The sequence below is a fragment of the Pantoea sp. UBA7232 genome, from assembly GCF_002473195.1.
Classification (GTDB): domain Bacteria; phylum Pseudomonadota; class Gammaproteobacteria; order Enterobacterales; family Enterobacteriaceae; genus Pantoea; species Pantoea eucrina.
Genome location: NZ_DKTK01000005.1, coordinates 221,336 through 234,654, shown reverse-complemented (window position 1 = coordinate 234,654; position 13,319 = coordinate 221,336). Strand labels below are relative to the sequence as shown.

At 54.3% G+C, this 13,319-nt stretch carries 10 protein-coding genes and 1 tRNA gene; 6 read left to right on the top strand and 5 right to left on the bottom strand.

Annotated features, from left to right (window positions below; all coding sequences use genetic code 11):
* The first annotated feature begins 132 nt into the window (after positions 1 to 132).
* Positions 133 to 1,398: a hypothetical protein gene (locus tag B4056_RS03085; RefSeq protein WP_288653790.1), complete on the top strand. Its 1,266-nt coding sequence runs from the start codon at positions 133 to 135 to the stop codon at positions 1,396 to 1,398.
* Positions 1,399 to 1,769: 371 nt separating this feature from the next.
* Here B4056_RS03085 and B4056_RS03080 read toward each other — a convergent pair whose 3' ends face one another.
* Both B4056_RS03080 and B4056_RS03075 read right to left on the bottom strand, forming a co-directional pair.
* Positions 1,770 to 3,038, bottom strand: a complete 1,269-nt coding sequence (locus B4056_RS03080; RefSeq protein ID WP_288653788.1) for a tyrosine-type recombinase/integrase — start codon at positions 3,036 to 3,038, stop codon at positions 1,770 to 1,772.
* Positions 3,039 to 3,238: 200 nt separating this feature from the next.
* Positions 3,239 to 3,323, bottom strand: a tRNA-Leu gene (locus tag B4056_RS03075).
* A 230-nt stretch (positions 3,324 to 3,553) separates the two neighbouring features.
* Here B4056_RS03075 and B4056_RS03070 point away from each other — a divergent pair.
* The 3 genes from B4056_RS03070 (at position 3,554) to B4056_RS03060 (ending at position 5,590) form a co-directional block, all read left to right on the top strand.
* Positions 3,554 to 4,072 carry a DUF2501 domain-containing protein gene (locus tag B4056_RS03070; RefSeq protein ID WP_369826810.1) on the top strand — a complete coding sequence of 173 codons (519 nt, stop codon included), beginning with the start codon at positions 3,554 to 3,556 and terminating at the stop codon, positions 4,070 to 4,072.
* A gap of 149 nt (positions 4,073 to 4,221) precedes the next feature.
* Positions 4,222 to 4,857, top strand: coding sequence for a hypothetical protein (locus B4056_RS03065; RefSeq protein ID WP_071669124.1), 636 nt, complete (start codon positions 4,222 to 4,224; stop codon positions 4,855 to 4,857).
* Between the two features lie 55 nt (positions 4,858 to 4,912).
* The gene (locus tag B4056_RS03060; protein ID WP_065650243.1) at positions 4,913 to 5,590 is read left to right on the top strand and encodes a MarC family NAAT transporter; all 678 of its coding nucleotides are present in this window, start codon (positions 4,913 to 4,915) and stop codon (positions 5,588 to 5,590) included.
* Positions 5,591 to 5,954: 364 nt separating this feature from the next.
* On the opposite strand, the gene B4056_RS03055 is transcribed toward B4056_RS03060, so the two are convergent.
* From B4056_RS03055 to B4056_RS03045, 3 genes are read right to left on the bottom strand one after another with little or no spacing between them, the layout of a single operon-like run.
* On the bottom strand, positions 5,955 to 7,199 hold the full coding sequence (locus B4056_RS03055) for a c-type cytochrome (protein ID WP_288653785.1): 1,245 nt from the start codon (positions 7,197 to 7,199) through the stop codon (positions 5,955 to 5,957).
* A 4-nt stretch (positions 7,200 to 7,203) separates the two neighbouring features.
* On the bottom strand, positions 7,204 to 8,973 hold the full coding sequence (locus tag B4056_RS03050; RefSeq protein ID WP_150034766.1) for a GMC family oxidoreductase: 1,770 nt from the start codon (positions 8,971 to 8,973) through the stop codon (positions 7,204 to 7,206).
* A gap of 33 nt (positions 8,974 to 9,006) precedes the next feature.
* A complete protein-coding gene (locus B4056_RS03045) occupies positions 9,007 to 9,738 on the bottom strand; it encodes a gluconate 2-dehydrogenase subunit 3 family protein (RefSeq protein WP_071669127.1) in 732 nt (243 codons plus the stop codon).
* A 651-nt stretch (positions 9,739 to 10,389) separates the two neighbouring features.
* On the opposite strand from B4056_RS03045, the gene B4056_RS03040 reads away from it, so the two are divergent.
* Together B4056_RS03040 and B4056_RS03035 are read left to right on the top strand one after the other, a co-directional pair.
* The gene (locus tag B4056_RS03040; protein ID WP_094110686.1) at positions 10,390 to 11,892 is read left to right on the top strand and encodes a helicase HerA-like C-terminal domain-containing protein; all 1,503 of its coding nucleotides are present in this window, start codon (positions 10,390 to 10,392) and stop codon (positions 11,890 to 11,892) included.
* A gap of 23 nt (positions 11,893 to 11,915) precedes the next feature.
* Positions 11,916 to 13,193 carry a DUF445 domain-containing protein gene (locus tag B4056_RS03035; RefSeq protein WP_113654968.1) on the top strand — a complete coding sequence of 426 codons (1,278 nt, stop codon included), beginning with the start codon at positions 11,916 to 11,918 and terminating at the stop codon, positions 13,191 to 13,193.
* Positions 13,194 to 13,319 lie beyond the last annotated feature (126 nt).

Sequence of the window (13,319 nt, the reverse complement as noted above, 5' to 3'; positions counted from 1 at the left end):
CGACTTTAGCCATATTAAAGAACGAATCGAATATGCTATAAAAACGATAGAAAAAGTAAGAAAAGAGAGTAAATTATGATCCTATTCTTTTATCCCTACATAATGCTTTGCTACAGCGCTGGATACGCCTTATTGCAAACACTGGATGGGATGGGAGTGATTAGTACCAACTTTGTAGAAACGAACGCACAAGGTGCTCTTTTGAGCAGCTACTGGTCTCCCAATAAAGTTGCAGTTGTCTTAGGAGGCGGTTTTCTTGAGCTCTTTATTTTATTATTACCCTTCGTTTTCTTGAGCTCATGGATACTTGCCAGAAAAAAGGGGCTTATCATTTCCTTTATGCTTCTTATAACCCCAGGACTACTATCACTCTGTCACCTTCTTCCTGCTATTCAGTGGTTGCCATTGACCTATGCAATAGGGGGGACAGGTGTAACGGGTAACGCAGCTGGACTCGCAAGTCTGAGTTTTATAGGACTATTGTGCGGATGGATATTGGCAATAATCATTAGTGATGTTTTTGCTACAGGAGAGAAATTCAGACAGTGGACAGATATTTTCCTCATCTTAACAGCGGTTGGTAACGGTATTTTCTGGGTATCAGACAGAGAGGTGGCTGTCGGTAAAACAGCATATGAGGAAACAATTACAGATATTAATGATGCTGCCAAATATCTTCTTGTTCAGGTGAAAGACTACAGCCGCATGTGTGACAATAGCGGGCTTTCCGAAATGTCATCTTGTCAGTGGGCATCGTACATTCAAGAAACGCTAGAAAATATTGCCAGTACGAAATCATCTGTTATTGAATATGTAATGCCTGAAAATCTTGACACCTTTTATCGAATTCCTGAGTACTATGGCGATCAAGTATCTCCGGATAAAATCAGACAGGAATTTCAAAACTACAATAAAAAACTATGTCCAAATAAGGCTCTTTCAAAAGCAATAACACAATTGCCACCACCTTCCCGATGGTGCCAAACTCCCCCTCCAGCGTACTGTAATGCCATTCAAGAGGGGAAATTTAAAACAGGCATGTCAGACCGTTTCGCTGTCGCCAATGAATGTGTAATTACATCATTATTAATGTACCGCCAAGGTTTATTGAAAAAACAAGCTCGATTATCCTTAAGTAAAAATGCCCCTCATTATAGATGGATGTGGTTTATTGCTATGTCTTTTTTTATTGGTGGGAAAATTGCCAATGTAATGACAAAAATAGGCAATTTAGAGAATCGTGGCATAACTGAAAAACGTAGAGTTAAATTTATCCTTTTAAAAATACTTGACTTTATTGTGCGTACATTAATAAGATGTATCATCGCATCTCAAAAAATATTTTCTTCAACAACCAATTTTATCAAAAAATTAAAGAAAAGAAAGCATGATACTTAAATAAAATAGTGACAAATGTTCAATTGCAAGGTTAATCTTTGTGTTACAAGGAATAAATAACAAGGGGTACTTTTCCCTGTACCCCTAGAGTTTAAGTTGGATGATACGTATGAATCTACTGTGGAAATTCACGCTAGCGGCAACAGCGTTTCGTACTCAGCCGTTTATACATTAGCCCCCCTAGTTAATTGAGCGTGAAGCTCAGTAATCTTATTGATTATCTACTTGTTGAAAGATCTCGTGGATCGCTCTTGCCGATGAAATCAGTGAGCATATTGCTCTTAGTGATAATGCCATTGGGTAAAATTACCAACCGGCTACCCCCTTAAGGCGTGTCGATTAACTTTAATTAAACTAATATGGCATTCAACTCAATAGCCATTCCCCCGGTTGATCTTCGCATAGTCAAACGGCGTAATCGCTCTCTCCCTATTTGCATCCAGAAAGTCCGCCCACCACTGCAACATCAGCTTGCGCTCATCCAAGTGTTCCGCTTTATGGATATACGCCGCCCGCACCGAGTTACGTTCCATATGGCTCATCTGGCGCTCCACCGCATCCTTCGACCATAGCCCTGACTCAATTAACGAACTACAGGCCATCGTACGAAAACCGTGACCACAAACTTCAACTTTAGTGTCATAACCCATCACCCGTAGCGCACTGTTTACCGTGTTCTCACTCATTGGCTTACGCGGATCGTGATCGCCAATAAAAATCAGCTCATGTTCCCCGCAGAACTGTTTTATCTGCTTCAGGATCGCCAGCGCCTGCTTTGAAAGCGGCACCAGATGAGGTGTACGCATCTTTGATCCTCGCTGAGAATGTTTCACGCCGGGAATAGGCTCTCGCTCAGGCGGGATGGTCCACATTGACGTTTCAAAATCGATCTCTGACCAGCGAGCAAAACGCAGCTCACTGGACCGAATAAAGATAAGCAGGGTAAGTTCCGTTGCCCAACGGGTTAGCGGCCTGCCAGTGTAACCATCTATTTTCTGGAGTAACTCAGGGATACGCTTTAACTCCAGCGCCGGACGATGCTGTCGATTACTGGAAGCAACCGCCCCCGCCATCTCCTGCGCCGGGTTGTAATCAATCAACCCGCTTTGCACCGCATAACGCATGATGGCCGTGGTGCGCTGTTGAAGACGGGAGGCCACTTCAAGACGGCCAGATGTCTCGACGGCTTTAATGGGAATTAACAGATCGCGGGTACCCAGTTCAGCAATATTGCGAGTACCAATTGCCGGGAAGATATTCTCCTCAAGGCTCCTTTTTACGCGATTAGCATGATCTTCCGACCATTTCTGATTGGTAGTGAGCCACACTCTGGCAACCTTCTCGAAAGTAATAATCTCTTTCGCCTGCTCTTCTTTCACGGCACGTTTATGCTCACGAGGATCGATACCAGCAGCTACCAGCTTTCTGGCCTCTTCCCTTTTCTTCCTGGCATCAGCCAACGAAACATCCGGGTAAACGCCGAACGCCATCAAATGCTGTTTACCGCCAAAACGGAAACGAAATCGCCAATACTTTGAGCCGTTAGGTTTTACAAGTAAGGACATGCCGTCGCCGTCAACAAGTGAATACTCTTTCTCCTCAGGTTTCGCAGAACGAACTTTAGTATCCGTTAGGGCCATAGTGGTCCTCCTTCCATTGGTATATCGTGAGTATACAAGCAATATCGAATCGACAAATATACTCATTAGTATACTCACAAGCTTATTGATGTGGGTTGACTCAGGTTGATTTCAGTTGAGGGAAAAAGCGGTTAAGGCCTTGTGTGGCGCGGATTTTTGGCATAAAAAAAGACCTCAATTGAGGTCCATTTGCATGCTTTTGGTGCCGAAGGCCGGACTCGAACCGGCACGTATTTCTACGGTTGATTTTGAATCAACTGCGTCTACCGATTTCGCCACTCCGGCATGGATAAGGATACGGAAAACGCTGGCGATTATACCGTTACCCGTGGGGTGTGCAACCGCTATTGAGTAGCGCGTGCGCTGAGCGTTGAAAAAAACAGCGTCATCATCTCATCAGAAACCAGAACACTCTCAATCTGCATGGCCCTGCCCGCTTCTCCGGAACTTTCTGAGATCCTGTGCCTCATATCCTGCATTATCGGCGTCTGAAAGACGGAACCATGAGGTTATACATGAGTAAATCAATGCAACGCGGCGTTTGGGCATGGGGTATGGCGGCAGCACTGGTCGCGGGCAGCGCGTCGGCGGCGAGCTGGCAGGATCAGCTGAGCAGCGCCGCTTCACAGCTCTCGCAGCAGCAAAACAGCAATACCACCAGCAGCAATGGCGCGCAGAGCGGAGGGCTCTCGCTCTCCACATTGACCGGCCTGCTGAACGGCGGCGATAAAGCGGTAAGCGCCAGCAATATGACCAACGCGGCCGGCGTGATGGAGTACTGCGTGCAGCACAACGTGGTGGATAACAACGTGAAGTCGGTGAAAGAGCAGGTGCTGAGCAAACTCGGCCTGAGCACGCCGGCGGCGCAGGAGCAGAAAACTGATTATCAGCAGGGTATCGCGGGTCTGCTCAATACCGGTAACGGCCAGCAGCTTAACCTGCAGAGCCTGAGCAACTCGCCAATGGGCGAGAAGCTTAAAACCAAAGCGTGTGATGTGGTGCTGAAGCAGGGCAAAAAATATATCGGCATGTAATCAGCGCCGTGTTCCGGGGCGCTCTCCCGGCCTTATCGTGCTGATGAATGAGATTTTTTATGGCCAGATGCGCACGCTGCTGGCCTCCCCATGTTTTTCTGTGCGCCCTGACGCTATAGTGAGATTTTGCAGCAAACAGGACAGCGCGCATGAAAGGCATCAACATAGCGATTTACTTCGATCCCGATCTGATTCGGCTCTGCGTACATGAGCAGGATGACAGCTACCTCAACCAGACCTTTCAGTATGACGACAGCGTCATTGAAGAGATCTATCAGTGGCTGGAACAGTACACGCCAAAGCGCACCCATATCTGCCTGATTGAGCACGACACCGCTGATATCCTCGCCGATGAGCTGACTGATAACGGCTATCACGTCCATCAGGTGAGCCAGCATGACCTGCTGAGCTGGTTCGCCAGCGAGCCGCCCGCTACGCCGGATGGATCGCCGGTGCGCGCCCTGCTGCGCTATCTCGAGAGCGAGCGCCCGGCGGAGTATGAGTCGCGCACGCCGCAGATCGAAGCGCTGATGGATCTGCTGGATGAGCTCGACGCGCTGGAAGGCGTGGATGAGGTGGAGGATGAAGATAGCCTGCCGGATAACGTGCTGCGTCTGATGAAGCAGAAAAAAATCAGCGCTGATGATGCCGCGCAGCGCCTGCTGCCGGAGGTCAATGAGCGCATCCGCGAACACCTCATTAACTATCCCGAACTGATGACGCCCGAGCTGCTGGAAGATTTTTTCCCCGAGATGATCGAAGCGCTCGATACGCCGAAGCACTGAGTAATACATCCTGTCACAGGGCTGCGCACGCGGCCCTGCCCTGCGGAGATGCATGATGCTGGAACTCTTCAAAGCGATAGGCCTCGGGCTGGTGGTGATCCTGCCGCTGGCCAACCCTCTGACGACCGTGGCGCTGTTTTTAGGGCTGGCGGGCGAGATGAATTTTCAGGAGCGTAACCGTCAGGCGCTGCAGGCGTCGGTTTATGTGTTTCTGATCATGATGGTCGCGTGGTACGCCGGCAACGCGGTGCTGCACACCTTTGGCATCTCGATTCCCGGCCTGCGCATGGCGGGCGGACTGATTGTCGCCTTTATCGGCTTTCGCATGCTGTTTCCGGCAAAACCGGTCGGTCATTCGGTAGAGGCGCGCCATAAAAAAGATGAGCAGGATGCCAGTGACGATCCGCGCGAGACGGTGAATATCGCCTTTGTGCCGCTGGCGATGCCGAGCACCGCCGGTCCGGGTACCATTGCGATGATCATCAGTTCAGCCTCAACGGTGAAAGCCGGCGTCGATTTCCCCGCCTGGGTGGTGATGGTCGCCCCGGTGCTGACCTTTCTGGTGGTAGCCCTGATTTTATGGATTTCTCTGCGCAGCTCCGGCGCGATTATGAAGCTGGTGGGCAAAGGCGGCATTGAAGCGATTTCGCGCCTGATGGGTTTTCTGCTGGTCTGTATGGGCGTGCAGTTCGTGATCAACGGCGTGCTGGAAGTGGTGCGCACGTTTCATTGAGTTTGGTGCGGGCATCGGCAAGGGCGCCATGAATGGCGCCCCTACGGGGCCGGTGTAGGGGGCGCATTTATGCGCCCCTGGTTAAATCCGGGCGTTATCGAATGTCGTATGAATCCCGTAGGGAGGCGCATTTATGCGCCCCTGGTTGAATCCGGGCGTTATTGAATGTTGTGCGGGCATCGGCCAGGGCGCCATTAATGGCGCCCCCACGGGGCCGGTGTAGGGAGCGCATTTATGCGCCCCTTGTTAAATCCGGGCGTTATGGAATGTCGTGCGGGTATCGGCCAGGGCGCCATTAATGGCGCCCTTACGGGGGCGGTGTAGGGGGCGCATTTATGCGCTCCTGGTTGAATCCGGGTGACGGTTAATGCAGGGTTTTGCGGACGTCGGCGACCTGCTCTTTGGTCACGGCCGGGGCGCGGTTGCTCCAGCCCTGGCGAACGAAGGTGGCGAGCTGTGCGACCTCTTCGTCGCTCAGGCGCTGGCCGAAGCCCGGCATCGCCAGCGTCGACGGCGCTTTAGCCGTTGAAGGCTGCTGCGCGCCAACGAGGATCGTGTGGATCAGCCCCGTCGGATCGCCTGTGTTCACGATCGTTGCCTGATCCAGCTCGGGGAAGATCCCCGGCGCACCTTTACCGGTTACGAAGTGGCAGGCGCCGCAGTTGTCGAGATAGAGACGCTCGCCTTCGCTCAGGTTCTTCGCGGCCGTCAGTTTCGCTTCGGTCTGCTGCTGCGCCTGCACGTTGTAGGCCTGCAGCGGCGGGTTACCGCCGAGGAACTTCAGGTAAGCAGCAATCGCTTTCAGATCGGCGTCGGTCATGTGGGAGCTGGAGTGCTCAATCACCGACTTCATCTCACCGCCTACGGCAGCTTTATCGTTCCGCCCGGTCTGCAGGTAATCGATCACCTCCTGCTCGCTCCAGTGCGGCATACCGCGCAGCGACGGCACATCCCAGTTATTCAGGCTGCCGCCGGCGAGGAAGGTTTTGTCGCTGCTGTCGAGCGATTTCTCATTCATGCCGAGACCGCGCGGCGTATGGCAGCTGCCGCAGTGGCCAAGACTCTCGACGATATAGGCACCGCGATTCACTTCAGCAGAGGCGCCGCCAATCGGCTGAAACGGCTTGTCGGAGGTAAACGCCCAGTTCCAGAAGCGCATACCCCAGCGCTGGCTGAACGGGAAGCTCAGCTTCGTCTCCTGCGGCTGCTCGCTGCTCGGCTTTACGCCCTTCATAAAGTAGACCCAAAGCGCATGCATATCAGCATCGCTGATCTTCGCATAGTCCGGATACGGCATGGCCGGATAGAGGCGTGAACCATCCGGCAGCACCCCTTTACGTACCGCGTCAGAGAACTGCTGTTCGCTGTAGTTACCGATACCGTGCGCTTTGTCCGGCGTGATGTTGGTGGAGTAGATCGTACCCAGGTTCGATTCAATCGCCAGCCCGCCCGCGTAGGCTGCTTTGCCCGCGACGCTGTGGCACGCCATGCAGTCACCCAGCCGCGACAGATACTCACCCTGCTTAATCAGGGCCGCTTCATCTTCCGCCTGCACCTGCAGCGCCACGCCGCTCAGCGCCAGCGCTACCAGTAATGTTAGTTTTTTCATCTGCTTATGCCTGTACCAGTGGGCCGGGGTTCTTCAGATACTGCTCTTTGATCGCCTGCGCCGCCATCAGGGTGATCGCACCGATGGTATCGGTCGGGTTCGCCTGGAAGTTTTGCGGGAAGGCGTTGCCGCCCGGCACAAAGACGTTATGCACGTCCCAGCTCTGCAGGTATTTGTTCAGCGCCGAGGTTTTCGGGTTATCGCCCATCACCGCACCGCCCACGTTGTGGGTTGAGACATATTTGGTGAGGTCAAAATCGGCGCCCATCGGCAGGAAGCTCATGCTCATGCTGTCCGGGTTCAGCTCTTTGGCAATATCGCCCACGATGCCTTTCAGATGCTGCTGCAGCTTCAGCTCGTTCTCTTTCCAGTTAAAGGTCATACGCAGCAGCGGGTTGCCGCGATGATCGGTGTAGTGCGGATCGAGATCGAGATAGATATCGCGATAGGACTGGCAGGTGGTGGTGATGCTGATCTTCATCGAATGGTTGTACCACTGCTCCAGCCCCTCTTTGTATCCCATGCCCCAGGCAGGCGTGCCTTTCGGCAGCGCAGCGGCCATCGGCGTACCGGTCGCCTGCGAGCTGTGGATCTTGGCGCCGCCGAGGAAGCCGAGGCCCGGGCCGTCGAAGTTGCCTGGCGAGATGTCATTGAACATCTGGCCGGTCGCACCGGCGGTGGCGTAAGAGTTGAAGTTCTTGTCTTTAAAGAACAGCGTGGCGCCGCCGTTGGAGAGAAACGCATAGTTGCGCCCTACCACACCCTCTTCAGTAATCGGATTATACGGCTTGCCGATGCCGGAGAGCAGCATCAGACGCACGTTGTAGAGCTGGAAGCTGGAGAGCACCACAATTTTGGCTGGCTGAAATACTTCGTTGCCGTCGGTATCGTAGTAGATCACGCCTTTTGCGGTTTTGCCATCCTCGTGCAGCACGACTTTAACCACTTCAGCGTTCACTTCGTAAGAGAAGTTCGGCAGACGCTTCAGCGCATCCATCACCGCCGTCTGCGGTGACGCTTTGGAGTAGTTCAGGCACGGATATTTTGAGCAGTAGCCGCAGTAGTTGCACGGTGCAATCTGGTTGCCGTAAGGGTTTTTCCACGCGCGCGATACGCAGGCAGAAGGGTTCGGGAACGGATGATAGCCGAGCTTCTTCGCCGCCTCTTTAAACATCACGTTGTTAAGCGTATCGTCCAGCGCCGGCAGCGGGTAAGGCTCTGAGCGCGGCCCTTCAAACGGATCGCCGCCTTCGAGGATCTGACCGCGCAGATTGCCGGTGGTGCCGGACTGCCCGCAGATCAGCTCAAATTTATAGAAGTAAGGCTCAATCTCTTCCCAGCTGAACGGGAAGTCCATAACGCGCATATCATCCTGCAGAATGCCCGGCTTATACGCCTGATCAACATAGGTTTTCAGTTTGATATCGGTCGGAGTCGGACGGATCAGTACTGCCGTCCAGTGCATGCCTGCGCCGCCCACGCCGGTGCCAGGTGCAAAGGCGCCCCATTTGCGGGTCGGCAGCGCGGTCTGGTCCATATTGTAACGCACCGTCACCGCCACCTCTTTCGGCGTGGCGAAGACTTTATTACGCACGTTGTAAGCGTATTCATCGGCCGGTTTCGGGTAGGCGAAGTCGGGATAGTCGCGCTCGCCGCCGCGCTCCAGCGCGCGCACCTCAAGTCCGGCCAGCGCCAGCTCGATACTCATCAGCGAGCCGGCCCAGCCGAGGCCGCATACAACGACATCGACTTCTTTTTTTGTAATCTGTGCCATGTTAGTTCTGTCTCATATACCAAATAGGGAAATTCAGGCGCGCTGGCCCAGCAGGCTGACCGGTCCGAGCGGATACGGCACGTTGTGCTGCTTCACCCATTCGGTAAAGCTGGCGCGGGCACCCGGGAAGCCGATAGCGATCCACGCCTTCATACCTTTATTACCGCCGTACATCGGGTCGGCAAGATAGCCATGTTTGGTATCAGCCAGCAGCTGGCTGAAGAACTGTGAGGCTTTCAGCGACGGCTCGCCCAGCGCCGCAAAATCGAGGCCATCATTCTTGTTGATACGGGTCAGCACGGCATCTTTCTCTTCCGTGCTCAGCTCGTGGAAGGCTTTCTGATAGGTCGTCTGCGTCCACTGCTCCACCAGCTTGATGGCGGTGCGGTACATTTGCTGCGGCGTAAACGGGATCTGATAGCCCATGGTCGCCGGGGCGTGCACATCAAACGGCCCCTGCAGATAGATTTCTGCACCGAACTCCGGCGTGTGCAGCTGCTGGTCGATAAAAATTGGCACGTTGGTTTCCAGCGCGCCGGGCGCCTTGCCGCTGCCGCCAGCCGGGATCAGACGGTCAGTTGCCGCCAGGATAAACTGCCATTCACTGGCGCTGAAAAAGATCGGTTTATAATCGGCAAGTTCCGGCGCAGCCATTTCTGCCGCCTGCGCGGCGGTAACGCCTTTTAATAAAAGGTCGCTGACCGGCAAAGCCAGCAGCGCCCCGAGTAAAAATTTACGTCTGGTGGTGGGTTTTTCTAACAGCATGGCGCGACAGTTCTCACTAGCTAAGAAAGATAATTTATATTTTTGTTAATGACGTTATAAATCGGCAAACAAGCGGGCAATCTTATGGATACAAATATTTCAGGATGTAAAAAGTAAATTTAAAATGTGTTTAAGTGAAGGATGGTTATTTTTTTGCAGTGTCATACGCGTGCAACAGTGCCATTTATTAACTGAAATTGTGGTTTAAACCCGCTAAAAGCAGGGGTTTTTGGCGCTTTATCTTGGTATAACGCTGAAAGCGCTGTATTAAAGAAATAATCGCCTGGCGCAACTGTTGAAAATAAATCACGCTTAACATGCAGTTATTGTGAGCGTAAATATTCACCTTTGTTAACTTTGAGCCAGATTTCTCTCTATCTGCGTTTTATTTATCCAGCTGGCGTAGAAAAATCAGGCACAATAATTAATTTCGGGTATTAATTTTATATTCTGGCAATGCTCAGCATAAACCGGCTTATTGATGTGGTACCGTCTGTCTTTATTTGCCGGGAGGATGACGTCGATCCCAGCGCCCGCATCTTTGCCTGTAACCTTCCGGTGGCCTCTGCTTTTTCAGGCAATCAGTTGCGCTACCGCAGGCTGCGCTTGCTATCCTTGGTGTCATAACGCATTGCTGAAGAGCGAGAGATTATGACCACCCCACTGCTGATTGCTCAAACCCACGATATCCGGCTGTCGCTGCTCCCGGCGATGGCCAATCGCCACGGGCTGATCGCTGGCGCCACCGGTACCGGCAAAACCGTTACGCTGCAGAAGCTGGCAGAATCCTTTTCACAGGCCGGCGTGCCGGTATTTATGGCTGACGTCAAAGGGGATTTAAGCGGCATTGCCACTCCCGGCAGCGCCTCTGAGAAGCTGCAGGCGCGGCTGTCACAGATTGGCGTCAGCGACTGGCAGCCGCATGACAACCCGGTGATGCTGTGGGATATCTTCGGTCAGCAGGGCCACCCGGTACGTGCCACCGTTACCGATCTGGGCCCCCTGCTGCTGGCGCGGCTGCTGGGGCTGAATGAGGTGCAGTCGGGCGTATTGCAGATTATTTTCCGCATTGCAGACGATCAGGGGCTGCTGCTGCTCGATTTCAAAGATCTGCGCGCGATGACGCAGTATATCGGCGACAACGCCAAAGCGTTTCAGACGCAGTATGGCAACATCAGCAGCGCATCAGTGGGTGCGATTCAGCGCGGCCTGCTGGCGCTGGAGCAGCAGGGAGCGGAGCATTTTTTTGGTGAGCCGATGCTCGATATCCGCGACTGGATGCGCTGCGACGAGCAGGGCCGCGGCTATATCAATATTCTCGCAGCAGAACGGCTCTATCAGATGCCTAAACTCTACGCCACCAGCCTGCTGTGGCTGCTGGCGGAACTCTATGAGCAGCTGCCGGAAGCGGGCGACCTGGATAAGCCGAAAATAGTCTTCTTCTTTGATGAGGCGCATCTGCTGTTCAGTGATGCACCGCCCGTGCTGCTGGAAAAGATCGAGCAGGTCATCCGCCTGATCCGCTCCAAAGGCGTGGGCGTCTGGTTCGTGACGCAGAATCCGTCAGATATTCCGGATAAGGTATTAGGCCAGCTTGGCAATCGCGTGCAGCACGCCCTGCGCGCCTTTACGCCGCGCGATCAGAAAGCGGTAAAAAGTGCCGCTGAAACCCTGCGCGCTAATCCGGCGTTCGATGCCGTAACGGCGCTTCAGGCGCTCGGTACCGGTGAGGCGCTGATCTCTTTCCTCGATGAGAAAGGCAGTCCATCCATCGTGGAACGCGCTATGGTGATCGCCCCCGGCTCACGCATGGGGCCGCTGACGCAGGATGAGCGCAACGACCTGATCAACCATTCGCCGCTTTATGGCAAATATGATGAGGAGGTCGATCGCGAGTCGGCGTTTGAGCGCCTGCAGCAGGGTGTTGCCGCCGCACCGCAGCAGTCAGCGGCGCCGGACGTTAAAGGCGCCGATGTGAAGGTAGACAGCGGCATTCTTGGCGGTCTGAAAGATATTCTGTTTGGCACCACCGGACCGCGCGGCGGTAAACGCGACGGCGTGGTTCAGAGCGTGGCCCGCAGCGCAGCGCGCCAGGTCACCAGCCAGATCGTGCGCGGCATGCTGGGCAGCCTGCTCGGCGGGCGCCGCCGTTAAGGACTCTCTGCTAAGATCGGATAATGGATAAATATCAACAACTGAAGCGCAGCAAACAGCTGGCGCTGGCGCTGCTGCTGGCGGCAGCGGCAACCTTTATCGTTACGCTGTTTCTGCCCGCTAATTTCTGGGTGCTGGGCGTTAAAGCGATCGCTGAAGCGGCTATGGTCGGCGCACTCGCCGACTGGTTTGCGGTGGTTGCGCTGTTTCGTCGCGTGCCGCTGCCGCTGATTGCGCGCCATACGGCGATTATTCCGCGTAACAAAGATCGCATCGGCGAAAATCTTGGTCGCTTTGTGCAGGAGAAGTTTCTCGATACCGATTCGCTGCTGGCGCTGATCCGCCGCAACAATCCGGCACAGCTGCTGGCGCAGTGGCTGAACGCGCCGGGCAACGCCGATCGCACAGGGCGTCATCTGCTGCAGGTCATGCGCGGTTTTCTCGATCTCACTGACGATGCCCGCATTCAGCAGTTTATGCGGCGCGCCGTGCATCGCGCGCTGGATAAGGTCGATCTGACGCAGTCCAGTGCGATGATCCTCGACAGCCTGACCAAAAATAACCGCCATCAGGCGCTGCTGGATGCGGCGATTGAACAGCTGCTGCAGCTGCTGCACAAACCCGGCACGCGTGAGTTTATCGCCCTGCAGATTGTGCGCTGGCTGAAGCGTGAACATCCGGTTAAAGCCAAAGTATTGCCGACCGAGTGGCTGGGCGAGCACAGCGCCACGCTGGTAGCTAACGCGGTGGACTCCATTCTCGACGAAGTGGCGCGCGATCAGGGGCATGAGCTGCGTCTCGGCTTTAATCGCGCGGTGCAGCGGCTGATTGACCAGCTGAAAAACGATCCGGAGATGGCGGCGCGCGCAGAGTCAGTTAAGCAGTGGCTGAAAGAGGATGAGTCGCTGAATCGTTATATCGGTGAGCTGTGGCAGGATCTGCGCGCCTGGCTGAAGCGCGATCTCAGCAGCGATGATTCCCGCGTACAGGAGCGGGTACGGCTGGCGGCGCTGTGGCTGGGAGAGACTCTGCTGGCCGATGAGGCGTTACGCAGTTCGATGAATCAGCATCTGGAGGATGCGGCGCGCAGCGTGGCACCGGAGTTTGCTGCTTTTCTGACGCGTCATATCAGCGATACGGTAAAAAGCTGGGACGCACGCGATATGTCACAGCAGATTGAGCTGAATATTGGCCGCGATCTGCAGTTTATCCGCATCAACGGCACGCTGGTCGGCGGCACCATCGGCCTGCTGCTCTATCTGCTGTCGCAGTTGCCCGCGCTTCTGCAGACGCTGCCCTGACCCGCCGAGGCTGAGCCAGGGCGCCATCATTAACCGAGGGCGCCATGAATGGCGCCCCTACGTTATCCTGTAGGGGGCGCATTCATGCGCCCCTGGTCCAGGCCGAACACCAAAAAATCAGGGCGC

What these genes read in the sequence shown, in the direction of transcription:
- B4056_RS03065 (WP_071669124.1), top strand. Translation starts at nt 4,222, where the DNA reads ATGAAAGGCATCAACATAGCGATTTACTTCGATCCCGATCTGATTCGG.
- B4056_RS03070 (WP_369826810.1), top strand. Translation starts at nt 3,554, where the DNA reads ATGAGTAAATCAATGCAACGCGGCGTTTGGGCATGGGGTATGGCGGCA.
- B4056_RS03055 (WP_288653785.1), bottom strand. Translation starts at nt 7,199, where the DNA reads ATGAAAAAACTAACATTACTGGTAGCGCTGGCGCTGAGCGGCGTGGCG.
- B4056_RS03060 (WP_065650243.1), top strand. Translation starts at nt 4,913, where the DNA reads ATGCTGGAACTCTTCAAAGCGATAGGCCTCGGGCTGGTGGTGATCCTG.
- B4056_RS03045 (WP_071669127.1), bottom strand. Translation starts at nt 9,738, where the DNA reads ATGCTGTTAGAAAAACCCACCACCAGACGTAAATTTTTACTCGGGGCG.
- B4056_RS03040 (WP_094110686.1), top strand. Translation starts at nt 10,390, where the DNA reads ATGACCACCCCACTGCTGATTGCTCAAACCCACGATATCCGGCTGTCG.
- B4056_RS03050 (WP_150034766.1), bottom strand. Translation starts at nt 8,973, where the DNA reads ATGGCACAGATTACAAAAAAAGAAGTCGATGTCGTTGTATGCGGCCTC.
- B4056_RS03080 (WP_288653788.1), bottom strand. Translation starts at nt 3,038, where the DNA reads ATGGCCCTAACGGATACTAAAGTTCGTTCTGCGAAACCTGAGGAGAAA.
- B4056_RS03035 (WP_113654968.1), top strand. Translation starts at nt 11,916, where the DNA reads ATGGATAAATATCAACAACTGAAGCGCAGCAAACAGCTGGCGCTGGCG.